Genomic DNA, 24,471 nt, shown 5'->3' with positions numbered 1-24,471 from the left:
TATTTTAGATGCTTTTTTACCGGAAATATTTTATACTTTACATATAAATATTTACAAAAGCGTTCCTGTCTTGATAGTATCAACAGGTTGAAGCTCATAATCTACACAAGCTGTACAAGCATTAATAAGGGAGGGCATGCATATGAATCTCAAAGACAAAACACTCTGGCAAAGAAATGCTGCTGCGATCGGCGGCATGGTTTTATTTGCCGCCGGAATCAACTTCTTTATCGTCCCCGCCAGTCTGTATAACGGCGGTGTCCTTGGTATCAGCCAGATCATACGAACCTTACTGATCCAAGTATTTCCATCGCTTGCATCAGGAACCGATATCGCAGGTATTATCAACTTTATCTTAAATATACCTTTATTTATCATGGCATATATCTCAATCGGCAAAAGTTTCTTCAGCCGGACACTGGTCTGCCTGATCAGTCAGACGATATTCTTAAGTATATTTCCAATTCCGGCTACACCTCTGGTCAATGACAGCCTGACTGCCAGCATTATGGGTGGACTTCTCGCCGGTACAGGAATCGGTATCTCCTTACGCTCCGGCGGCTCCAGTGGCGGTATGGATATCGTCGGTATGTTCTTTACCAAGAAATACAAAAATTTCAGCGTGGGAAAGGTATCTTTGACAGTTAATGCTGTTGTCTACGGCATCTGTGCAATCCTTTTTGGTATCCCGACAGCCGTATACAGCATTATCTATTCCGCTGTCAGTACTCTGATGACTGACAAAGCACATACGCAGAACATCAATACCGAAGTTGTGATCTATACAAAAGAAGAACCGGAAGCCATCCTTGATTACATCGTAAATGAATTTCACCGGGATGCAACCTGGTGGGAGGCGCGTGGTGGTTATACCGAAGAAACAACTTATATGATCGTTACGATCCTTTCCAAATATGAATGTGTTCATCTCCGCCGCGGACTGAAAAACATCGATGAACACGCCTTTGTTGTCGTAAAAGAAGGTATGCATATTGGCGGAAAATACGAAAAGCATTTATAAAACCTGCATAAAACCTGTAATTTTCAGCATTTTTTTGCATATATAAATTGCATTTTTCAAAACACAATGGTATATTTATTCAGAAAAGAATGAAAGGAAGTAATGAAAATGAAACTTAAAAAATTTTTAGCAATTACGATGTCCGCAGCTCTGGCTATGGCTTCTCTGACAGCCTGCGGAAGCAAGAGCGATGACAGCAAAAAGTCATCCGACAAGAAGACAGCCAAAGTTATCGAGATCGATCTGACAGATGAGCAGTATGCTTTCGGTGTAGATAAGACTCAGCCGGAGTTACTGGATCAGGTAAATGCATTTATCAAGGATATGAATGCAGATGGTTCTTTTGAAGAGATCTGCAATCACTACTTCGGCGATGGCGAACCTGTTGCTGTTGAATCAGCTACATTAGACTCAAGCAAGGATCAGTTAGTTGTAGCAACAAACGCTGCATTCGAACCATTTGAGTATACAAAGGGTGAGAACTACTACGGAATCGATATGGAGATCGCTAAGGCACTTGCTGACAAGCTCGGTAAGGAGCTGGTTATCCAGAACATGGATTTCGATGCTGTATGTCTCTCCGTTGGTCAGCAGAAATGTGATATCGCTATGGCCGGTCTTACAATCAAGCCGGATCGTGAAGAATATGTAGCTTTCTCAGATTCTTACTACAAGGCTTCCCAGAAGTTGATCGTTCCATCAGACAACACAGAATTTGACGAATGTAAGACTGCCGATGATGTAAATGCAATCCTTAACGCTAAGGATTCAAGCAGCAAGATTGGTTTCCAGACAGGTACAACCGGACAGTTCTACTGCGAAGGTGATGATGACTGGGGATTCGCTGGTCTTAAGATGACATCTACCGGTTACAAGAACGGTTCTCTTGCAGTTCAGGATCTGTTAAATGGTAACTTAAATTATGTTATTATTGATTCTGCTCCTGCTGCTGCCATTACAAAATCATTAAATGCTATGCAGTAAAAATATGCTATAAGAATCACGCGTTCCTCGCGTGAAGAAAATATATGGTAACAGGTAATTGTAAATTGCTAAAACAGTTCTGCTGATTCAGTGTATCTATATTTTACAATTACCTGTTATCTGATAGATATTGAAAGGATATTTCATGGGAGACATTTCAAGTAAAATACAAAAGTTCATAGAAATATTCATTGATAACAGAGGATATGTAAAGGTTGTTGAAGGTCTGAAGAATACCGTTATCATCGCCATAACCGGTCTGATCATCGGTATTTTGATCGGAACCATCATTGCAACTGTCCGCGTCATTCCAAAATATAAACGACTGCCACGAGTTTTAGATGCAATCTGCAGCGTCTATGTCGGATTCTTCCGTGGAACTCCTATGGTCGTGCAGTTACTGCTGTTTTACTATGTTCTGCTCCCTATCGCAGGAGGTCATATGAGCGGTGTACAGGTGTCAATGCTTGTATTCGGTCTAAACAGTGGGGCTTATATTTCCGAAATCATGCGAAGCGGTATCCTTTCTGTTGATCCCGGACAGATGGAGGGTGGTCGTGCCATGGGACTTAGTTTTGCAACTACCATGCGCAAGATCGTGATCCCGCAGGCAGTCAAAAATATTCTGCCTACTCTGGGAAATGAATTTATATCTTTGATCAAGGAAACATCTGTTGTAAGCTTTGTTGGTGCTACTGACTTATATGTAGCATTTAACTATATTGGTAGTAACAGCTACGAATTCATGATCCCATATCTGGTTATGGCACTGATCTACATTGTGATGGTGCTTCTGATCAGCCTTGGTATCAAACTTATGGAAAGGAGCCTGAGAAAGAGTGATAGACGTCATTAATCTTGAAAAACACTTTGGTGACAATGAAGTTTTACGAGGCATCAATGTCACAATCGATAAAGGCGATATAATGGTTGTAATCGGTCCTTCAGGTTCTGGTAAAAGTACATTTCTTCGCTGTTTAAATTGTATGGAAGACCCGACCGGCGGTCAGATCATCTTCAATGGTGTCGACATTGCCGACCCGAAGGTTGATATCAATATCCACCGTCGTCATATGGGAATGGTATTCCAGCATTTCAATCTGTATAATAATAAAACGGTTATTCAAAATATCATGCTTGCTCCTGTACTGGTGCGTTGTCAGGATCTAAAAAAAGCAAAGCGTCATAATCGTATGCTTCCGCTTACGAACCTGTTCCGCAAAGAAAAACAGGAGAAAATTGAGATTACAACAAGTAAATCTCAGATTGTTGCCGAGGCAAGAGCAAAGGCAGAAGAACTTCTGAAACGGATCGGTCTGGAAGATAAAGCAGATGTATATCCTTCTACTTTATCCGGTGGTCAGAAACAGCGAGTTGCCATTATCCGTGCACTTGCTATGAATCCGGATGTGATCTTATTCGATGAACCGACTTCTGCTCTTGATCCTGAAATGGTTGGAGAAGTTCTCGACCTGATGAAGGATCTTGCAAAAGAAGGAATGACCATGATCGTGGTTACTCATGAGATGGGCTTCGCCAAGGAGGTTGCCAATAAAGTCCTCTTCATCGATGAGGGGCAGATTCTTGAAACCGGAACGCCGGAAGAATTCTTTGGCAATCCGAAGAATCCTCGACTGAAGGATTTCCTTTCGAAAGTATTATAGACTGTGACACATAAAAGAATGCATGACACCCTTTATTTCGCAAATCGTTTGCACTCTATTCTCACGTAACGGTACTAAGCTCCCGCTTATGCGGATCGCTAAGGACCGACGTTCGAATAGGTTTGCTACATAAAGATGTCATGCATTCTTTTATTATCCACGTTATAGAAAACAGTTCGAAGTTACACAGCGTGAATAACTGAAAACTTTAAAACAGCTACTATCTATGTCGTCTGACATATGACAGTAGCTGTTTTTCGTTTATTTTTTTAATGCTTCCTCCAGGGTATGCCAACCAAGGACTGCGCATTTTACACGGGCAGGCATATGGGAAATGTCTTTTAAGGCGGAAGCTTCTTCGAGTTCGTCGATTTCTTCATCGGTTGCTTCGCCCTGTATCATCTTTAAGAAAAGTTTTCCAAGCTTCAATGCTTCTTTCTCGGTCTTGCCAACAATCATGCCGAGCATGATATCTGCGGACGCCTGTGAGATTGCACAGCCGTCTCCGACAAATGCTCCGTCTTCGATAATTCCGTTTTCTACTTTTAATTTCAACCAGATATCATCCCCACAGTTCGGGTTTACACCTTCCAGTACAATGTTCGCATCCGGAAGATCATGCTTGAATTCCGGTCGGATATTGTGTTCCGTCAGGATTTCATTATAAAAACTTCTATTCTCCATATCCCATTCTCCTTCTGACATTTGCAACACTCTCTACAAATGCATCGACTTCTTCTATCGTATTGTAGAACATAAAGCTGGCTCTTGTTGTATTATATACCCTCAGATAAGTAAGCAGCGGCTGTGCACAATGGTGTCCGGCACGAACATCGATCCCATCTGCTGCCATGATCTCACTGACATCATGTGGATGTACGTTGTCGATCGTAAATGCCACAATACCGGTATGGTTTGCAGGATCTTCTGAGCCAATCACATGAACATGTGGAATCTTTGCAAGTCCTTCCATCGCATGTCGGGTCAGTTCCAGTTCTCTCTGCTCGATTGTCTCAAATCCAATCTTATTAATATATGAAATTGCGGCTGCAAGTCCGGCTGCTCCGGCCGCATTTACAGTTCCTGCCTCGAACTTATGCGGAAGCTCAGCCCATACCGCTCCTTCTGTCGTTACGGACTGGATCATCTCGCCACCTGTCATAAATGGCGGCATCTCTTCCAGTAATGCTTCTTTTCCATATAACACGCCGATACCCATCGGTCCCATCAGCTTATGACCGGAAAATGCAAGAAAATCCGCATCCAGATCTTTGACATCGATCGGCATATGCGGTGCGCTCTGTGCCGCATCTACTACAATAACCGCGCCGACCGCATGTGCAAGCTTTGAAATCTTCTTGATCGGATTCACACAACCGAGGACATTGGATACCTGTCCGATCGCTACAAGCTTTGTCTTCTCATTGATTCCTGCTGCAAGTGTCTCATCTGTCAAAGTACCGTCCTTCTCACAGTTCAGATACCGGACCGTTGCACCTGTCATTCTCGCTGCCATCTGCCATGGGAGAATGTTGCTATGATGCTCCATGATGCTGACTGCGATCTCATCTCCTGCTTTCAAATGACTGCATGCATAGCTGTATGCAACAAGGTTCAGACTCTCTGTTGTATTTCTTGTAAAGATGATTTCTTTTTCAGAATCTGCATGAATAAAATCACGCACAACTTTTCTGGCATCTTCATATGCTTCTGTTGCTGCAAGGCTCAGCGGATAGAAACCACGAAGCGGATTTGCATTGCTTTCTTCATAAAAACGCTTCTCTGCTTCAATTACAACTGCCGGCTTCTGTGCTGTAGCCGCATTGTCTATATAAATGGTTTTATTTGTCTGTAATAACGGAAAATCCTCTTTATAATTCTTCTCTATCATCTGCCATTACCTCCGCAAGCTGTGCTTCTACCAGCTTCTGTGTCTGCTCGTCTCCTATGTGGCGATATAACATCTCGAATTTGCCGCGGGTCATGATATCCTCCGCAGTCTCCTTGTCGATGCCTCTTGATTCAAAATAAAATAATGTCTCCTCATCCAGTTCACCGATCGTTGCACCGTGAGAACCTTCTACATCCTCCTCTGCACAGAGAATGATCGGGATCGTCTTATTGATCACATCATCACCAAGCAGTAGTACATTTTCTGTCTCTGCACCTGTGGATTCGGATGCGCCGTTCTTGAAATCGATCGTTCCACGAAATACTTTCTCTGCTGCATCCTTTAAGGTTCCATCTACCTGGATCTCACAATTCGTCTTCTTACCGAAGTGATTTATGATCAGGTTCACATCAATCTTCTGTGTCTTCTGTCCAAGGTAGCCGATCTCGACCTGTGTATCTGCTCCTGTACCCTTAAGATCTGTACGGATTCCGTTATAGAGATCACCTTTTCCGATAAAGATCTGAAGGATATCGAACTTTGCATTTTCATCGCAGACACAACCGATATCATTTAACAGAGTCTGTTCTTCATCCTGCATAAATACCTGTACCAGACGGACACGGCTGTCTTTCTTTGCCTGTATCATCGTACGATATGCCAGTGAACCTGCCTGCTCACTTTTCTTTGTAAATGTCTCAATTATGGTTGTATCCGTACCTTCTTCTGCTGTCAGATAACATGCACCTGCCGCAGACCCTGCTGTCGTTCCATCAACAGCCAGACGGATTGTTGCCTTTGCGTCTTTGCCCGAAGCAGTCAGAACTGTTTTTTCTGTCTGCACATCTGCAAAAATCGGATCAGCCTCTCTTCCTGCTCCACTCTCAACTGTGGCAAATTCTGCTGCATCCCCGGATATCAGGCTGTTTGTCTCTTTATCCTCAAATGCTTCCTCTACCGTCACCTTACATGGTGCTATATCAGGATTCCATGAAACCTTTGTATCATTCATATGAAGCCAGTACCATGTTTTGGATGGAAGTTTATTAATATTGATCGTATTCTTGTCCATTGCTCATTTCCTCCTAACCTATACTGCCCTTCATTTCCAGACGGATCAGATTGTTCATTTCCAAAGCATATTCCAGCGGAAGCTCCTTTGATACGTTGTCCGCAAATCCGCTGACGATACAAGCTCTGGCATCTTCCTCACTCATACCACGGGACATCAGATAGAATACCGCATCATCACTGATACTGCCGATCTGTGCCTCATGTCCTACATTTGCCTTTCTGGTACGAATATCCATCGCCGGGATCGTATCAGATCTTGAGATAGAATCCAGCATCAGCGACTGACAGGATACTGCTGCCTTGGCATTCTCTGCTTCCTTTGCTACTACAACGGAAGAACGGAAAGTACTGATACCTCCATCCTTTGAAATAGATCTTGTATTAATGTAGGAACTGGTATCCGGTGCACTGTGAACGACCTTTGCTCCGGTATCCAGATTCTGTCCTTTTCCAGCAAACGTGATACCGGTAAATTCCATCTTCGCGCCCTTTCCTTTCAGGATACTCATTGGATACAGATAGGATACATGGGATCCGAAGGAACCGGAAACCCATTCGATCGTTCCGCCTTCTTCTACAACTGCACGTTTTGTATTCAGGTTATACATATTCTTTGACCAGTTCTCGATCGTCGAATAACGAAGCTTCGCATTCTTACCGACAAATAATTCCACGCATCCGGCATGGAGATTTGCCACGTTATATTTTGGTGCAGAACAGCCTTCAATGAAATGAAGATCCGCGCCCTCATCCACGATAATAAGGGTATGTTCAAACTGTCCGGCTCCCGGTGCATTCAGACGGAAATAGGACTGCAATGGAATCTCAACGGATACACCCTTTGGCACATATACAAAGGAACCGCCTGACCATACAGCACCATGAAGAGCTGCGAACTTGTGGTCATTTGGGCGAACCAGCTTCATAAAATGCTTTCTTACCATATCTGCATATTCGCCATTTAATGCACTCTCCATATCGGTATATACAACACCCTTTTCAGCTACCTCCTGACGGACATTGTGGTATACCAGCTCGGAATCATACTGTGCTCCGACACCTGCAAGAGATTTTCTCTCTGCCTGTGGGATGCCCAGTCGTTCAAATGTATTCTTGATATCTTCCGGCACATCAGACCATTTTGCTTTCATATTTGTATTTGGTCTGACATAGGTTACGATGTTATCCATATTCAGACCTTCAATCGATGGTCCCCAGTCCGGTACTTCCATATTGTTATAGATCTGCAGGGATTCCAAACGGAAGGTCTGCATCCATGCCGGATCATGTTTTTCTTTTGAAAGCTGCTCAACGATCTCAGGTGTCAGTCCTGCCTTGATCTTATAAGCATCTTTTTCATCATCTTTGAAGTCATATATATTTCTGTCTATGTCTTCTACATATGTTTTTTCTTTCATATCTATCGGATGCTCCTTTCAAAGACTACAGGTTCTGCTCTGTCTTCTCGTATTTTGCAAATCCATTCCGGTTGATCTCCTCTACCAGAGATGCATCACCAGTCTGTATGATCTTACCCTCTACCATAACGTGTGTATGATCAACAGATAAGGACTCCAGAATCTTCGTGCTATGGGTAATGATCAGAAGACTGCCCTTGCAATTCTTCTGGTATTCTTCGATACCGGCAGATACTGTTCTTACAGCATCAACGTCCAGACCGGAATCTGTCTCATCAAGGATTGCAAGTGAAGGCTTCAGCATCAGGAGCTGTAAGATCTCTGCCTTCTTTTTCTCACCACCGGAAAATCCGACATTCAGATCACGCTCTGCATAGGATGGATCCATCTGAAGGATCTCCATTGTACGCTCCAGCTCTTTTTTGAAATCATATAAACGCTGTCTTTTTCCTGTCTTCTGCTCCAATGCATTTCTGATAAATGAACTTAAAGTCACACCCGGAACCTCTAATGGATTCTGGAAGGACAGGAAGATTCCTGCTTTCGCCCGCTCATTGACAGGCGCCTCTGTAATATTTTTACCCTGAAACCAGATCTCTCCGCTCTTTATGGTATATCTTGGATTTCCCATGAGTGCATAGCCAAGTGTTGATTTACCTGTTCCGTTTGGTCCCATGAGAACGTGTGTCTCACCTTTTCCAATCGACAGATCAACACCGTGAAGAATCTGCTTCTCCTCTACATCTACATACAAATTCTTTACATTTAATAACTGTTTCTCTGACATATTCGTGCCTCCTGTATATTCATCTATTCTTTCACTGTTTGTCCGGCTTTTCCTGCCACATCAGCAAGTGTCATATTATCAAAATAATTATTGATCAGATCGGCAAGTCCTTGCCAGATCGGTAATGTATAACATAATTCCGACCGGTCACACGGTACTGAATCATCCTTCAGGCAGGATACCGGTGCAAGGGTTCCTTCGGTCAGTTTGAGGATCTCTCCCACACTGTATTCCTCCGGTTCTCTGGTCAGACGATAGCCACCTCCATGTCCGCTTGCTGCTTCGATCAGATGTGCTTTTGACAGCATCCGGGTGATACTTTCCAGATATTTCTGTGACAGCTCTTCGTGTTGTGATATTTCTTTTAATGGTATAAAACTGCCATCATGATTTACCGCCAGATAAACCATAACGCGTAATGCATACCGTCCTTTTGACGAGATGACCATAGTATTTCTCCCTCTTTCCAAATTATGCTACAAAGATAATATTCCTATTCACCTACCATGTCAATAGGTTAATAATATTTTTGTTGCTTTTTCGACTGTAAACCTTTAAACTGGAACAGTATGGCACGTATAGATAATTGCGTAAGCATTAGTTACTAATATGCATAAATGATTCTGACATTACCAACCAGTGGACGCTTCCGCTCGTTTCGTCCTGCAACGGTACTAAGATGCCACTTATGTGCCATCTAAGGACCGGCGGACTCAAATGCCACTGTTTTGGTAAGTCAAACCATTCATGCTAGTTTATAAATCTGAATTACGCAATCATCTATATAATAAAGAAATAGATAGGGTTAGTTTATGAGTAATAAAAATACGAAAAGTTTTGGAAGCAGATGGGGATTCATTCTGGCTTCTGTTGGTTCTGCCGTTGGTATGGCAAATGTCTGGGGATTTCCAAATAAATTGGGAAGTAATGGTGGCGGCGCATTTCTGCTGATCTACCTGCTTTTTATCTTTATATTCAGCTATGTGGCACTTCCGACCGAATTTGCAGTCGGACGAAGAGCCGGAACAGGAACACTTGGTGCTTATAAATATGCATGGGAAACAAGAGGTAAAAAAGCCGGTACTGCAGGTGGACTGCTTGGGTGGCTTCCACTTGCAGGCTCCTTATGTATCGCGATCGGTTATGCGATCATCGTTTCGTATATTTTAAAAGCCTTCCTTGATTCTCTGGTCGGAACTTTAATGCATGAAGATACAGCAGCCTGGTTTGATTCATTTTCATCCAAACCGTTCTCCGTGATCCCGCTTCACATTATCGTGGTAGCCGGAACGCTTCTGACTCTGTTCTTCGGTGCACATAGTATAGAAAAGACAAATAAGATCATGATGCCGTTATTCTTCATCATTTTTCTGATCCTTGCAGTCCGTGTTGCTATGCTTCCGGGCGCAGCAGAAGGATATAAGTTCATGTTCACACCGGACTGGTCAAAGCTTGCTGATCCTATGATCTGGATCTGGGCAATGGGACAGGCATTCTTCTCCCTGTCAGTTACGGGAAGCGGCATGATCGTCTATGGCGCTTATCTGTCAAAGGATGAAGATGTTGTCGGGGTTGCCAGACATACTGCGATCTTTGATACGATCGCTGCCGTTGTCGCAGCACTGGTCATTATCCCGGCATGTTTCTCTTATGGCGTTGATGTCGGAGCAGGTCCAAGCCTTCTCTTTGTTACCCTGCCGACCATCTTACAGAATATTCCGCTCGGACGGTTATTTGCAATTATCCTGTATATAGCAATGATCTTCGCCGGTGTAAGCTCCCTTCAGAATATGTTTGAGGCGGTTGCTGAATCACTCTTACACCAGTTTCCGAAGCTCAGCCGTACCGCAGTCCTGATCATCATCGGTGTGTTATGCCTTGGCTGTGGCATCGGTATGGAAATGATCTCCAAATGGGGACCTTGGATGGATATTGTTTCGATCTACATTATCCCGATCGGCGCAACCATCGGCGCTGTCTCATGGTTCTATGTCATGAAGAAGGATGAACTGCTCGAAGCCGTCAACTGCGGCAGCAAAGAGAATCGTGGCACACTCTGGTATTCCATCGGACGCTACCTCTATGTACCACTTGCCATTGTATTATGTGCAGTTGCGTTGTTTAAACATATATCGTTCTAAAAAACAAAACGGCGGGGAGTTCCCCCGCCTGTTCTTTTGGTTGGATCTGGGTCTTTCGACCAGTCCATAACTGTGACTTGCCACACTTATATGGTATGGCGATATCACAAAAATGTATCCTATTCAAATAAAACAAATAACTTATTTCTACTAAAACCTAATTTTCACTTTCACACCGTCACCTGCGTTTTTCATCTCACAGGTAAATCCATGGCGATCCATGATGGTTTTGACGATGGATAAGCCAAGCCCGGTTCCTTTGTGTCCATGTCTGCTGTTATCCCCTTTGACAAATGGATTCCAGATACTCTTTAAAACATCTTCCGGAATCGGCTCACTTGTATTCTGAATGGAAAGGCTCTCATTGCTCATCTGAACTGTGATCTTTCCATCCTTTGTAACATACTTAACCGCATTATCCATCATATTCATAATTGCCTGATACATCAGAGTCTCGTCTGCATCGATCTGGCAGCTTCCCTGAATGTCAAGCCTGATATTTTTAGTTTTAATTGTTTCCGCATATACCTCTGCTGCCGTATTTATGATGCTTCCAATATCAACTTTAGTCTTATGAAGCTCTGTATTTAGATCCTCTGCCTTTGCCATATCAAGTATGGATGCAACCTGTTCATTCATTGCCTTTACTTCATTTAATATCCCATCCATATAATACTGGTTCTTCTCAGGATTCTTTCCTGATTTCAGATTCTCGGCATACAGAGAAATAACGGCAAGCGGGCTTTTGAGATCATGCGCCATCGCATTTGAAGTTGTTCGTCTGTACTGCTCCATATCATACGCTGATTTATAAGATCTGTACATTATATATGCGATCACAAGTGAGATCAATGCACTTCCAAGCACTACTCCAAGCCATGTGTAAATGATCATATGTCCCATCAATGACTTTGCAATATTATAATGATAATCTATGACCGCAAAAGCAGTATTATCATTGTTGATAGGAAATGCATAGACTACATGTGTGCCGTATGAACATTTTTCTGTATCTTCCACATATTCCCAATTGGAATTATTCTGATAATCATTCACGATATCATCCGTACCTGTATACCGGTCAACCTTTAACGATATTGGTATACAGCCAACGACTCCATGCGGAATGGTAAATTCCGAACTCTGATCCAGCTTCACATAACCATCCGGTATCTCTGATACCGTTCTTTTCTGTTCCTCCCCATCTGCAAAACAGGTATAGGAAGCCGGATAAAACTGCATTCCTGACACATAGACCTCATTCATTTTATCGAATGAAAAATCCGTAGACATATCCTTCATTTCAGGAACAGCAGTTCCAAATATATCATTATCACAATACAACATATATTTGTTCTCAGATGTATCATTGATCTGAAGAAATACCTTATCCTTCTGATCCGTGATCTCGGTCAGATTACCGGCATCGTCCTTCTGATACAGATGAATAAATCCCTGCATACTGACCACCTCGCTGTCATTTAACACAGCCATTGACAGATTATTCAAATATATCATATTTCCAATATAATGATTATACGGTGTCTGGAACTCGTACTCTGCGTCTTTCTGTTCTTCAAGCTCCGTCTGATAAATATCCCAGTATTTTACGCCTGCCTGACGGACCGTCTTTTCTGCTGCCTGCACATTGCTCGATATATTATTCTGAAATGTCAGGTTTAAAAATGCTGTAATGATACCCCCAAGTATCGATGTTACAATAATAAACGGAATAAAAATCTTTAAAAAGAAGGAATAAAACTTCTTTTTTTTCCCATAATATTTCTTTTCTTTTTTCTTCATATGATAGTCCACCTCTCTGATCTGATTACTCCATCCGATATCCTTTTGCAAATATAGTCTTTATAAGTTTGCCGCTGTCACCAAGTGCTTTGCGAAGCTTCTTTACATGGTTGTCAACCACACGGTCACCACCATCGTAATCATACCCCCATAACCGGACAAGCATATCATCCCTTGTCACGATCATGCCTTTATGCTCCATCAGGTATTTGAGCATCGCATATTCCTTTGGTGCAAGCCGGACTTCTTCTCCTGCTGCCTCAACAAGCAGTCTGTCCGGATACATCCTGATGGCTCCCACCTGGATCACCTGATTCTTCGTCCACAAGCCTTTCGACCTACGCAAAAATGACTGGATCTTCGCCTGAAGCTCTGCCATGGAAAATGGTTTCACAACGTAATCATCACAACCGAGATCGTACCCGTAAAGCCGGTCTTCTTCTCTGCCTCTGGCTGTCAGAAAAATGATCGGAACGTAGCTCTTTGCCCGGATGGCTCTGCATATCTCAAATCCATCTGTCCCCGGCAGCATCACATCTAAAAGTGCCAGATCATATTCGTGTTCGTACACCAGAGCAAGTGCCTCGTCTCCGTCCGCCGCCCAGGTAAATGTGATCTCACTCTCTTTCATGTAATCCATGATGCCCTCTGCAATTCCTGCTTCATCTTCTACCAGTAAAATGTTGTAACTCATAACGCTCCCCATTTCCAGAATTCATTTTTAATCTTTCGATATCTTAGATTCTGAACCTATCATACATGGCAATTATATCCTATTTGTATCCTGTTGTACACAAATGTAAGTTTTCAAAACGAAAAGAACGTCCTTCTTATTATTTTGCTACTACAAATTCTGTTTCATCCAGATCTTCGGAAGCTAAGATATCAAGCAAACGAAACGCTGGTCCGGTTGGGTGTGTTCTGCCACACTCCCATGCCTCTACTGTTTTCTTCGAAACACCCATATAAGATGCAAAAACTCCCTGTGTCATTCCTGCCCGCATCCTGATCTCACGAATTTCTGTATTTGAATATTCTTTCACTGGCATTATCATATATGTTTTTACGCGAGCTTTTCCCTGTCCTTTTTCATACTCTATTGCTTCTTCCAATCCCTGTTTTAAATCATCAAATAATGAACCCATAGAAATCATCTCCTATTCTTTGCCGTTTCCTCTTTCAAAGATTTTACCAACTTCTTAAGTACATTTTTTTCTTCATTTGTCAGATTTTCCTGACTTTTCTTTTCAAATGCAGTTATTAGATAGGTAACTTCATATTCTGCAAAATCCGTATAACATACACGAACACTACCACTCTTTCCTCTATTTTCTAATGGGAACCGTACCTTACGTATTCCACCAGTTCCTTCCATTACCGGTCCTGATTCTGGATTTTTTAATAGCATAATTTGCAATGCTCGTAACTCATCTTCCCCAAGCCCTATTTCTTTCCACCGTTTTGTAAATAATGGTATTTCAATAAATGTTCTTATCATTCGTTAATTCATCCCTCCTTTTTCCTAAATAGTATACCCTATTTTGTAGGGTGTCAATCTTTTTATTTAATCTGTTTTGTCTAATATCCTATTTTACACGATCACAAATTATTCAAAATAAAAGGAGCATCCCTTTACCGAATATATATCCAGTAAAGAGATGCTCTATTATTTTATAAAATCTCATCCAAATAGTCTAATAGCCCCGGTAATGTCTTTCTTCCAAATGCTACATGTTCATCGTTCACAACAAGGCACGGTACGCTCATAACCTTATAGCGTTTCTGATAAGATGGATATAGCATCACATCGTAAATCTCTGCTGTAACCTGTGGATTTTCTGCGGCTATTTTCTGTGCTGCGATGACAAGATCGGGGCACATGGAACAGGCAAGTGTTACAAGAATCTTGATATGAAGCGGCTTTTTGATCGCATGAATACGCTCCATAATCTGTGCATCCACTTCTTGTCCCGGTCCGGCAGCATTATACAATCCAATCACAAAAGAAGTGAATTCATGTCCACCCGGTACACCATGGAAGCCAAGCCCGGTATCACTTCCGTCTTCTCCCAAAATCCTGACAAATGGTCGTTCGTTTGCCGGAACAGAATCCCCGTCTGCCCCTTCCTCTGCTACGATTACACTGAGCTTTTCGGTTCGTCTGCTCATAGCTTCCATATATTGTTTTAGCTGCACTGACTCCTGCTTCTGATTCAGATATAATTTCAGGATCAGCGGATGCTCCATGCGGTCAAAGACCTCATCTAACTGCTTTTCCGTCTCTTCATCAAAGAACTCGTCCGACAATGAATCTTCTGCTTCCGGCTGTTTCTGTTGTCCAGTTTTATGCATTTCATATCCGGTATTTTCAGCGACCACAGGCTGCATTCCTTCACGCTTTTTCTCCTGTGTAACATTCTTCTCCTTTGATTGTTTATTTTCCTGTAAATCCCGTGATGACTCTGCTCCATGCTTTTTCTGCAAGGCTGCCACATACCGTTCAAGCTCTGTCGCTGCAACTGCACCATCACCGACTGCCGTCACTACCTGACGAAGATTTTTCTGGCAGACATCGCCAGCCGCATAAACACCCGATATACTGGTCTGTCCGGAAGCATCCGTAATTACATATCCCTTTTCATCAATCTCTGCTTTTCCCTGCAGCAACGAAGTCTCCGGCTCGTATCCGGCAAATACGAAAATACCAAACGTATCTCCTTTTGGCGCATGATATACACTTTCTTCTCCTGTTTTCACATTTTTATACACCAGTGTTGTCAGGACATCTTCACCCTCCGCGCGGACAATCTCAGTACTGGTAAGCACCGTAATTTTTTCATTTGCTCTGGCTTTATCCGCCGATGATTTAGGGCAGGAAAAATCTTCACCCCGGATCAATATCGTCACATGGCTGGCATACTTGGTAAGGAATACACTTTCCTCCGCAGCAGCATAACCGCCACCCACAACAAATATTTCCTTGCCGGTGAAGAACTCTCCATCACAAGTTGCGCAATAAGCTACGCCCCGTCCTTTAAACCGTTTCTCCCCCTCAAATCCGATCATTCTCGGATGTGCTCCGGTTGCGAGCAGAATTCCGTAACAGGAAAAGTCGCCCTTATTTGTATGCACGATTTTATATTCTCCATCTACATCCAGCTTTTCAACCTCTGCCATCAGGAATTCTGCACCAAAATTCTCTGCCTGTCTGTACATAGCAGCGGTCAGGGATTTTCCATCTGTTTTCTCTATCCCCGGATAGTTCACCACCTCTTCTGTTATCGTGATCTGTCCGCCAATCTTCTCTTTCTCGACAACAAGCACCCGGTAACAGGCTCTCGCCAGATAAATAGCTGCTGTAAGCCCCGCCGGTCCCGCGCCTGCAATCACCACATCATACATATTTTCATTCTTCATTCTTACAATCTCCCTACAAGATCCAGACTTGGACGCAGCGTAGCTTCTCCCGGCTGCCATTTGGCAGGGCAGACCTCTTCTCCATGCTCCGCAACAAACTGGCATGCCTGCAATTTACGAAACAGTTCATCTGCATTTCGTCCGACATTTCCTGCACTGACTTCATAGGAAACAATTCGCCCTTCCGGGTTGATGATGAAGCTGCCACGTTCAGCCATCCCATCTGATTCGATCATCACTTCAAAATCTTCACATAATTCATGATTTGGATCTGCCAACATCGGAAACGTGATCTTTCCAATCTTTTCCGATGTATCATGCCATGCCTTATGCACAAAATGCGTATCTGTTGATATGGAATAAACCTCACAGCCGGCAGCTTTAAAATCCTTATATTTATCCTGCAGATCTGACAGCTCCGTCGGGCAGACAAATGTAAAATCTGCGGGATAGAAGAAAAATACACTCCATCCGCCTAATATGTCGTCCCTGGTTACCGTTTTAAATTCACCATTTTGATATGCATGCACAAAAAAATCGCTTACTTCTCTGTTAATCATCGACATTGTTTAATCTCCTTTATCAAACATTATTTCTGATTAATATTACCTGTAAGCGATTTTTTATACTGTTAAACCTTCTTCACATCTTCTGCAATCTGTTCTGCTGTCAGATGATTTTCTTTTAACACTTCATTTACATCGTAGCGGTCATAGAAGAATTTCTTTAAACCGTAATTCAGAACCTTCATATCAGAATCACCATAGAAGCCGGCGATTCTCTGACCGAAACCGCCTTCCAGATAACCGTCCTCTAACGTAATCACGATATCATGATCTTTCTTCAGACCATTCAAGAGTTCTTCATCCACACCGGAAACATACAGCGGGTTAATGATGGTTGGCGCAACTCCTGTCTGCTCCTCGATCAATGCTGCCGTATCTGTTCCAAGCTGATAGAAAGTACCTGCACCGATAACGGCAATCTTGCTTCCCTTTTTAGTTACTTCGTATTTATTTAACTGACTGAAATCCTTTGTTACAGCCTTTCCGTCCGATACCATCGCAGCTCCCGGAAGCTTGATCGCAACCGGATGCTCTGTCTGCTCCACGCTCCAGTCAAGCATTGCCAGATATTCCTCTTTGGTTGTCGGTGCCAGATACACAAGCCCCGGAATACTTGTAAGCATCGGAATATCCTGTAATCCAAGATGTGTCACATCATTCATTCCATATACAGATCCCGCAAATACAACGATCGTTGCAGGGTTGTTATTGATACACAGATCCTGTGTCAACTGATCATATGTCCGCTGGATAAATGAACTGTATACACCATATACAGGCTTGCCGCCATTTGCCGCAATACCGGATGCCAGTGCAACCGCTGTCTCCTCTGCGATACCTACATCAATAAACTGGCTGCCCGCTTCTTTTCTCTTATCCTCTGTAAATCCCATAACGGTAGGTGTTGCCGATGTGATCGTAACTACAGATGGATCTTCCTTCATTTTCTTTAAGAGATAATCTCTGGTTACGTCGGAATAATCTTCTCCGTCAAATTCCATCAAAGACTTTCCTGTTTCAAGGTCAAATGGCATACACCAATGCCACTGTTCCTTATTCTGTTCTGCCGGTGCATAGCCTTTTCCTTTTAAAGTTTTAATATGCACTACAACCGGTTTCTTACTGTCTTTTACAGATTCAAATGCTGCGATCAATGCAGCAATATCATTTCCTTTATCTACATATACATAATCAAGTCCCATCGCACGGAACAGATTACATTCTGCCTGCCCATTTGTCTCACGAAGCAGTTTCAGATTCTGATATAAGCCACCATGATTCTCAGCGATCGACATGTCATTATCATTTACAACAATGATCAGATTGCCGCCAAGCTCAGTCGCATAGTCAAGACCTTCCAATGCCTCGCCACCGCTTAATGAACCATCACCGATCACAGCGATCACGTTGCCGTCTTCCTTTTTCAGATCTCTGGCTTTCGCAAGGCCACAGGCAAGACTGACAGATGTAGATGTATGTCCGATCTCAAAGAAATCATGCTCACTTTCTTTTGGATTTGTATATCCGGATACATCATCGTAATGTTCTTCGTAGAGATAAGCATCCTTTCTGCCTGTCAGCATCTTATGCGGATAGCTCTGGTGGGATACATCATATACGATCTTGTCCTTTGGTGACTCAAATACATAATGCATCGCAATCGTTGCTTCTACCATACCAAAATTCGGTCCAAAATGTCCGCCGTGCTTACTTGCACGAACCAGCAATGCCTGTCTCATCTCTGCTGCCATCGTCGTCATTTCTTCTATATTTAATTTCTTTACATCTTCCGGTCCGTTAATCTGTTCAATATACATAATGTTCTAACAATCCTCCTTGTCCCATGACAATACGCCGGTCTGTACCGCTTTCTCATAACGCGATACCTTATAGGCAAGCCGCTTCATGGTCGCCTCGATCTGTTCTTTCTGCTCCTGCAATACGTCATACTGCTCCTGCAATAGCTGCCGTCTTGCTTCAAACGTCGTATCTCCCATCTGATACAGTTTCACATATTCAATCAATGCCTCGATCGGAACGCCGGCATTCCGCATACAAACTGCATTTTCTACCCAGCCAAGATCCGATTCCTGATAATCTCTGTTTCCACTCGGAGTTCTTGTAACCGGTGGAATCAGCCCTACACGCTCATAATACCGAAGGGTATCCTGTGAGATACCAAATTTCTCACTTACTTCCTTGATCGTCATCTGCGCCACCATCCTTCATTTGATTTTTCCTTACTATAGCACTTGGAGTTTGCTCAAAGTCAAGATATTTTTTGCCAGTCTATAGATGAAATGTTTATTGTGATATATACCACTGTCGCCTGTATAGCCTGCAGAATACGCTACGCTTTCTACTCGTCACACGCGCCTATCCGCTCATGCTCCTGTGCAACTCGCCCTTCGGGCTCAGACAGGCACCCGCATTCGCTGCCAGCGTGTTCCTCATTACGAAATGCTCGCTATGATTCTGCAGGCTATACAGGCGGCAGTGGCATATATCACAATAAACAATACACATTATTTAATAAATTCTGCCGTCACCGTCATGATTTTTTCCAGATTATTCAGATTCTTCCATACATCGGCTATCTCTAAGGAATGATTTGCTTTCTCTATCACATGAACCGGAATCCCTGCTTTTTGACACCGATCTGTAATTGCAGCGGTGCTCTCCACCCACGGATCTGCCGTTCCTGTAAATGCTATCGCTCTCCCCGACAGATCAGATGCGCAATTGTCAAATGTCGCCTCAAGCGGAGTATACAGCACATGCCTGCATGGTATCTTATGTCGTTCTGCGTAAGTAGTCGCAATGATCGTTCCTACACTTTTTGATAAGAATAAAATGCTGTCATACCCGGAAAAATCTATATCTTTTAATATTTCCTCTGTCTGTCCGTACAGGTCTTCAAATGCTGCCTGCATTTTTACCGGATCGCCTTTGACGTTTCCGATCCGATTCACATATTCTACGTTCTTATATTCTTTATATCCTACGGATTCTGCTACGCGCCTGCCATAATATAACAGTGGCTTGTCGCAGTGATAGCCGATTCCCGGAAAACATACTACCAGCTTCATCTTCATACCTCCTGTTTTTTCGCTGAATCGTCTATTTAACCACTACTCTTGTGATAAAACATGCCCCGGTTATATAGCGGTTACCAGTGCATTTAGCAAATACGCTCCGCTTTCTATTCGTCACACCGGCTTATCCGCTCATGCTCTCTGTGCAACTCGCCCTTCGGGCTCAAACAGCACACCGCATTCGCTGCTAGTGTGTTCCTCATTTACGAAATGCTCGCTACGCTTCTGCTAAATACACTGATAACCGCTATATTCCCGTGCCATGTTTTATTATAAACACTATCTGCTTAAATAGACGATTTATTTGCTTTTATCTTGAACTGATTTTATCCAGTTATAAACTAACATTTAATTAAACATACGCGTTTTGATAAAGATTGTCAATTCCATGGTATTTTAAAGACAACTCTTATGTATAAAAAATGTTTATCCAGTATTATATAGAAAATTTCCTTATTATATTGTTTTTATTATATACCTCTCTATAACGCAAAAACTGTGGTGGGAGGATATCTGTATATCTTCCCATCCACAGTTTTTCAATGAATATTATTTTTACGATTTAGAATTATTATTTATTTTACGTTTATTGTTTTTTATTTGAATATTATTTTATGCTTCCTTTTCAGCAGTCTTCTCATGCTTCATAAGAACAAGTTTTCTGATACATGTAATTGCTACAATGATACCAAGTACGATAAGGAATACTGCAACAATGAGCTGAAGTCCTTCAACAAGGAATGTAGCGGTTCCGGCCTGGAACTTCTGGATATTTCCAATTACGTTGAGAACGATAGCTGTAAATGTTACAGCAAGCATTATAAGCATTGGTGGATAAAGCATTGCATGCTTTCTGCTTGTTGCCTTGAGGAATACTGCTACACCGATCAGTACAAGTGCTGCAAGCATCTGGTTTGCTGATCCGAAGAGTGGCCATACATTTGAATATCCACCCTTGCAGAGAAGGTAACCAAAGAACAATGTTATAACTGTAGCTAAATACTTATTTGTAAGAATCTTCTGCCATACAGGCATCTGGGATGGATCTGTAGTATCTCCCATGAACAGCTCCTGGAATGACATACGTCCGATACGTGCGACTGAATCAAGTGATGTAAGAGCAAGTGCTGATACACACATGGTCATGAATACATTCGCTACTGAATTTGGAAGTCCGAACTTCTCAAGGAAACCTGCGATACCCTGTGAGAAGATCTGGAATGGTGTAAGTCCTTCCGGTGCTTTTCCTCCAACTGCTACTGCACCAACTACGATCAATGAGATAACACCGAGGAGTGTCTCAAGGATCATTGCACCATAACCTACAAATAACATATCTTTTTCATTTCTGATCGTCTTTGATGATGTTCCTGATGAAACAAGGCTGTGGAAACCGGAAACCGCACCACAGGCGATCGTTACAAACAGTGTTGGGAACAGATAACTCTTAGCACCTGTTGACGATACAACTGTGAAACCATTGAAAGCGTTCAGTCCCATATCCGGATGTCCAACCAGAACACCGACAAATGCTCCAACCAACATACCAACAAGCATGAATGTTGTCATGTAATCTCTTGGCTGCATAAGTAACCACATAGGAAGTACGGATGCAAGGAACAGATATGCCATGATAACGTAGTTCCACTGGTTACCGTTTAAGTACCAAGGAAGCTTCATACCTACTGCAAACATTGCAACGATGAGGACGATAGCTACGATTGCTTTCACCCACTCCTTCATATTCTTGCAGGTCTTCATAACAACACCGAGCACCATAGCGACAACAATGAATAACATAGATACTGTAGCGGCTGCTGCGCCGTTAAAGTTCTTTGTTACTGCTCCGTCAGCACCTGTTGTAAATCCGTTAAATGTTGATGAAACCATAGATGTAAAGGCTGCAATAACAAGAAGTGTAAAGAGCCAGCAGAACAGTGAGAAGAATCTTCTTCCTGCCTTGCCTATGTACTTCTCAATAACAAGTCCGATGGACTTACCCTCATTTTTAACGGATGCATACAGAGAACCGAAATCCTGTACTGCACCGAAGAATACGCCTCCGACAAGCAGCCAGAGTAAAACCGGTACCCATCCAAACATTGCCGCAATGATTGGTCCCTGTACAGGTCCCGCACCTGCGATGGATGAAAACTGATGTGCAAATACTGTAAGCTTTGATGATGGTACATAATCCTTTCCATCTTCATTTGCAACGGCCGGGGTCTTTGCATTTGCATCTATGCCCCATTTCTTAGCAAGCCATCTTCCGTAACCTAAATAGCCAGCTCCTAAAACTACTACTGCGATAAGAATAATTACCAAACTATTCATATCATTCTCCTTCCTTCCGCCATGTGGCAGATACTTGATTATAGTATGTTCACAAAGAGTTTATACAAAAACATATCTTTTATAGGACAACCTTTCCTATAAATTAAAAAAAGCTTTCGTCTTCATGTAATTTCATAAAGACGAAAGCCTTTAAACTTCCGCGTTACCACTTTATTTGCCATTCAAAAAAATGACCACTCAACCTCATCTCATAAGCTCACACTGTAGAAATAAGTTTCTTTGTAACGGTAGAAAACCGGTGACACCTAATGTCCATATCTGGAATTCAGTGCACTGCTCGCAGAGGATAATCACTAAAAACATACACCGTCTCACACCACCCGGCGGCTCTCTGAAATACTCCTTTTTTAATGATCGTATTCTGTTCGTTGCATTTGCTCTTTGTTAACTGCTAATTTAGCACTCTGTTTTTTTGTTGTCAAGAGCGATTTTAAATTTTTTTGACCTTTTCTGAATGATTTTTCCCTATTCTTTACCATCCCAACAATAAGTACACAGCTTGCACTTATCGATTCCAACGGATTCCAGCATATCGTCCAAGCGATTGAAACGCAATGATGTAAAGTTCAGTTCCTTACGGATCTCCTCAACCATTGTTTCGTATTTCTCAGATTCCGGATCTGCATACTCCTGTAATACCTCATCGGTTACATTTCCATTCTCCAGACGATCGATCACACGACGGGTGATCAGATCCATTTCTGATGATGAACGAGAGAAATTCAGATATTTACATCCATATAATAATGGCGGGCAGGCAGGACGGATATGTACTTCCTTCGCACCACTCTCATATAAGAACTCTGTTGTCTCACGAAGCTGGGTTCCTCGTACGATCGAGTCATCGATCAGAAGAAGGCTCTTATCACGGATTAGTTCATCCACTGCTAACAGCTTCATCTTAGCGATCAGATTTCTCTTACTCTGGATCGTTGGCATGAAGGAACGTGGCCAGGTCGGTGTATATTTGATAAATGGTCTGGAAAATGGGATTCCGGATTCATTTGCATAGCCGATTGCATGAGCAATACCGGAATCCGGTACCCCGGCTACAATATCCGGCTTTACGTTATCACGCTTCGCCATCGCCTTGCCACAATTATACCGCATCTGCTCTACACTTGTGCCCTCATAGGAACTGGATGGATAACCATAATATACCCAGAGGAAGGTACAGATCTTCATTTCTTTATTCGGATTGACCAGCGTGATACAGTTCTTGTCTGTCACGACAGCGATCTCTCCCGGTCCAAGTTCCTTATAGTCCTTATATCCAAGATTTTTATATGCAAAATTCTCAAAGGTTATACAATAGGCATCTTCTTTCTTACCGATAACAACCGGTGTTCTGCCGTATTTGTCACGGGCTGCATAGATTCCCGCCTGATTCATCAACAGAATGGATACAGAACCATCGATAGAATCAAGCGCAAACTGAATTCCTTCGATCAGATTTTCCTTCTGATTGATCAGTGCTGCGATCAACTCCGTTGCATTGATATCGCCGCCGCTCATTTCTAAGAAGTGAGAATGTCCATTCTCGAACAGCTTCTTTGTAAGTTCACCTATGTTATTAATCTTACTGACTGTTGTAAGTGCATAAGTGCCATGATGAGAACGTACGATCAATGGCTGCGGTTCGTAATCGGAGATACATCCGATTCCCATATGACCACTCATTTCCTGAACATCTTTGTCAAATTTTGTACGAAATGGTGCATTCTCAATATTGTGGATCGCACGATTAAATCCGTCTTCTCCGTATACTGCCATTCCGCCTCGTCTTGTTCCCAGATGTGAATGGTAGTCGATACCAAAGAACAAATCAAATACACAATCCTGCTTTGATGCTACGCCAAAAAATCCGCCCATTGCCTTTTCCTCTCTTTTCTAAAACTCTCATGACATTCCTCAACAAATGCTTCCATAACGAGATGTATCCATATATATTCTTTATTTCACAGAACACTTGCGTTCTATTTTTACGCAACGGTACTAAGCTCTCTGCTAATCGCAGATTGCTAAGGACCGGCGTAAAAAGAGGTCTGTTACATAAAAATATATATGTCTACATCTCTGTTTTCTAGTACAATCTCATATCTCTTTGTCAATTCATATCAATATTTTCTTCAGTGATAATTCTTCGTTTTTTTACAAAACCTTTTTTATTTTATAGGATGTACTTACATAAATCAATAATTTCTATCAAAAAACGTAATAAAAAAAGAACAAGATCATACACTTATCGGGCTGCA

22 protein-coding genes and 1 other annotated feature are annotated in these 24,471 nt (G+C 42.5%); of the genes, 5 read left to right on the top strand and 17 right to left on the bottom strand.

The window, feature by feature from the left end:
- Window positions 1-142: 142 nt before the first annotated feature.
- The 4 genes from DXB77_RS01160 (at window position 143) to DXB77_RS01145 (ending at window position 3,669) form a co-directional block, all read left to right on the top strand.
- Entirely contained in the window at window positions 143-1,021 is an 879-nt protein-coding gene (locus tag DXB77_RS01160) for a YitT family protein (RefSeq protein WP_044944542.1), read from the top strand.
- Between the two features lie 102 nt (window positions 1,022-1,123).
- Window positions 1,124-2,005, top strand: a complete 882-nt coding sequence (locus DXB77_RS01155) for a transporter substrate-binding domain-containing protein (protein ID WP_347470675.1) — start codon at window positions 1,124-1,126, stop codon at window positions 2,003-2,005.
- Between the two features lie 145 nt (window positions 2,006-2,150).
- A complete protein-coding gene (locus DXB77_RS01150; protein WP_118662480.1) occupies window positions 2,151-2,861 on the top strand; it encodes an amino acid ABC transporter permease in 711 nt (236 codons plus the stop codon).
- Window positions 2,845-3,669, top strand: coding sequence for an amino acid ABC transporter ATP-binding protein (locus DXB77_RS01145; protein WP_008399945.1), 825 nt, complete (start codon window positions 2,845-2,847; stop codon window positions 3,667-3,669). The genes DXB77_RS01150 and DXB77_RS01145 overlap by 17 nt, the downstream gene beginning before the upstream one ends.
- Before the next feature lie 261 nt (window positions 3,670-3,930).
- On the opposite strand, the gene sufU is transcribed toward DXB77_RS01145, so the two are convergent.
- Genes sufU through DXB77_RS01115 form a run of 6 tightly spaced genes read right to left on the bottom strand, consistent with a single transcriptional unit; the run spans window position 3,931 to window position 9,288 of the window.
- Window positions 3,931-4,353, bottom strand: a complete 423-nt coding sequence (gene sufU / locus DXB77_RS01140) for a Fe-S cluster assembly sulfur transfer protein SufU (RefSeq protein WP_182439414.1) — start codon at window positions 4,351-4,353, stop codon at window positions 3,931-3,933.
- Entirely contained in the window at window positions 4,343-5,560 is a 1,218-nt protein-coding gene (locus DXB77_RS01135; RefSeq protein ID WP_118662478.1) for a SufS family cysteine desulfurase, read from the bottom strand. Before DXB77_RS01135 ends, sufU begins: the two co-directional genes overlap by 11 nt.
- Complete coding sequence (locus DXB77_RS01130; RefSeq protein WP_118662477.1) at window positions 5,541-6,632, bottom strand: SufD family Fe-S cluster assembly protein; 1,092 nt, start codon at window positions 6,630-6,632, stop codon at window positions 5,541-5,543. The genes DXB77_RS01135 and DXB77_RS01130 overlap by 20 nt, the downstream gene beginning before the upstream one ends.
- A gap of 13 nt (window positions 6,633-6,645) precedes the next feature.
- A complete protein-coding gene (gene sufB, locus DXB77_RS01125; protein WP_021943693.1) occupies window positions 6,646-8,052 on the bottom strand; it encodes a Fe-S cluster assembly protein SufB in 1,407 nt (468 codons plus the stop codon).
- A 25-nt stretch (window positions 8,053-8,077) separates the two neighbouring features.
- Window positions 8,078-8,839 (bottom strand): Fe-S cluster assembly ATPase SufC, encoded by a 762-nt coding sequence (gene sufC / locus DXB77_RS01120; RefSeq protein ID WP_118662476.1) that lies wholly within the window; start codon window positions 8,837-8,839, stop codon window positions 8,078-8,080.
- 23 nt (window positions 8,840-8,862) lie between these two features.
- Complete coding sequence (locus DXB77_RS01115; RefSeq protein ID WP_021943695.1) at window positions 8,863-9,288, bottom strand: Rrf2 family transcriptional regulator; 426 nt, start codon at window positions 9,286-9,288, stop codon at window positions 8,863-8,865.
- A gap of 363 nt (window positions 9,289-9,651) precedes the next feature.
- On the opposite strand from DXB77_RS01115, the gene DXB77_RS01110 reads away from it, so the two are divergent.
- The gene (locus tag DXB77_RS01110) at window positions 9,652-10,980 is read left to right on the top strand and encodes a sodium-dependent transporter (protein ID WP_118662475.1); all 1,329 of its coding nucleotides are present in this window, start codon (window positions 9,652-9,654) and stop codon (window positions 10,978-10,980) included.
- A gap of 150 nt (window positions 10,981-11,130) precedes the next feature.
- Here DXB77_RS01110 and DXB77_RS01105 read toward each other — a convergent pair whose 3' ends face one another.
- The 11 genes from DXB77_RS01105 to DXB77_RS01055 form a co-directional block, all read right to left on the bottom strand.
- Window positions 11,131-12,783 (bottom strand): HAMP domain-containing sensor histidine kinase, encoded by a 1,653-nt coding sequence (locus DXB77_RS01105; RefSeq protein ID WP_118662474.1) that lies wholly within the window; start codon window positions 12,781-12,783, stop codon window positions 11,131-11,133.
- Window positions 12,784-12,808: 25 nt separating this feature from the next.
- Window positions 12,809-13,477 (bottom strand): response regulator transcription factor, encoded by a 669-nt coding sequence (locus DXB77_RS01100; protein WP_118662473.1) that lies wholly within the window; start codon window positions 13,475-13,477, stop codon window positions 12,809-12,811.
- Between the two features lie 139 nt (window positions 13,478-13,616).
- Complete coding sequence (locus tag DXB77_RS01095) at window positions 13,617-13,928, bottom strand: helix-turn-helix domain-containing protein (RefSeq protein ID WP_021944812.1); 312 nt, start codon at window positions 13,926-13,928, stop codon at window positions 13,617-13,619.
- A gap of 5 nt (window positions 13,929-13,933) precedes the next feature.
- Complete coding sequence (locus DXB77_RS01090) at window positions 13,934-14,281, bottom strand: type II toxin-antitoxin system RelE/ParE family toxin (protein ID WP_008399964.1); 348 nt, start codon at window positions 14,279-14,281, stop codon at window positions 13,934-13,936.
- A gap of 173 nt (window positions 14,282-14,454) precedes the next feature.
- Entirely contained in the window at window positions 14,455-16,200 is a 1,746-nt protein-coding gene (locus DXB77_RS01085; RefSeq protein ID WP_118662472.1) for an FAD-dependent oxidoreductase, read from the bottom strand.
- Window positions 16,201-16,202: 2 nt separating this feature from the next.
- The gene (ahpC, locus tag DXB77_RS01080) at window positions 16,203-16,766 is read right to left on the bottom strand and encodes an alkyl hydroperoxide reductase subunit C (RefSeq protein WP_118662471.1); all 564 of its coding nucleotides are present in this window, start codon (window positions 16,764-16,766) and stop codon (window positions 16,203-16,205) included.
- A 65-nt stretch (window positions 16,767-16,831) separates the two neighbouring features.
- The gene (locus tag DXB77_RS01075; RefSeq protein ID WP_118662470.1) at window positions 16,832-18,583 is read right to left on the bottom strand and encodes a 1-deoxy-D-xylulose-5-phosphate synthase; all 1,752 of its coding nucleotides are present in this window, start codon (window positions 18,581-18,583) and stop codon (window positions 16,832-16,834) included.
- 6 nt (window positions 18,584-18,589) lie between these two features.
- Window positions 18,590-18,976 (bottom strand): MerR family transcriptional regulator, encoded by a 387-nt coding sequence (locus tag DXB77_RS01070; protein WP_021944808.1) that lies wholly within the window; start codon window positions 18,974-18,976, stop codon window positions 18,590-18,592.
- A 315-nt stretch (window positions 18,977-19,291) separates the two neighbouring features.
- Window positions 19,292-19,855, bottom strand: a complete 564-nt coding sequence (locus DXB77_RS01065) for an alpha/beta hydrolase (RefSeq protein ID WP_118662469.1) — start codon at window positions 19,853-19,855, stop codon at window positions 19,292-19,294.
- Window positions 19,856-20,473: 618 nt separating this feature from the next.
- Window positions 20,474-22,195: a carbon starvation CstA family protein gene (locus DXB77_RS01060; protein WP_118662468.1), complete on the bottom strand. Its 1,722-nt coding sequence runs from the start codon at window positions 22,193-22,195 to the stop codon at window positions 20,474-20,476.
- Between the two features lie 133 nt (window positions 22,196-22,328).
- Window positions 22,329-22,594, bottom strand: a binding site (T-box leader).
- An 87-nt stretch (window positions 22,595-22,681) separates the two neighbouring features.
- Complete coding sequence (locus DXB77_RS01055) at window positions 22,682-24,088, bottom strand: amidophosphoribosyltransferase (RefSeq protein ID WP_021944805.1); 1,407 nt, start codon at window positions 24,086-24,088, stop codon at window positions 22,682-22,684.
- Window positions 24,089-24,471: the final 383 nt, after the last annotated feature.

This window comes from Clostridium sp. OM05-9 (assembly GCF_003481465.1).
Classification (GTDB): Bacteria; Bacillota; Clostridia; order Lachnospirales; family Lachnospiraceae; genus Coprococcus; species Coprococcus ammoniilyticus.
This window is presented reverse-complemented; position numbering and strand designations above follow the sequence as displayed.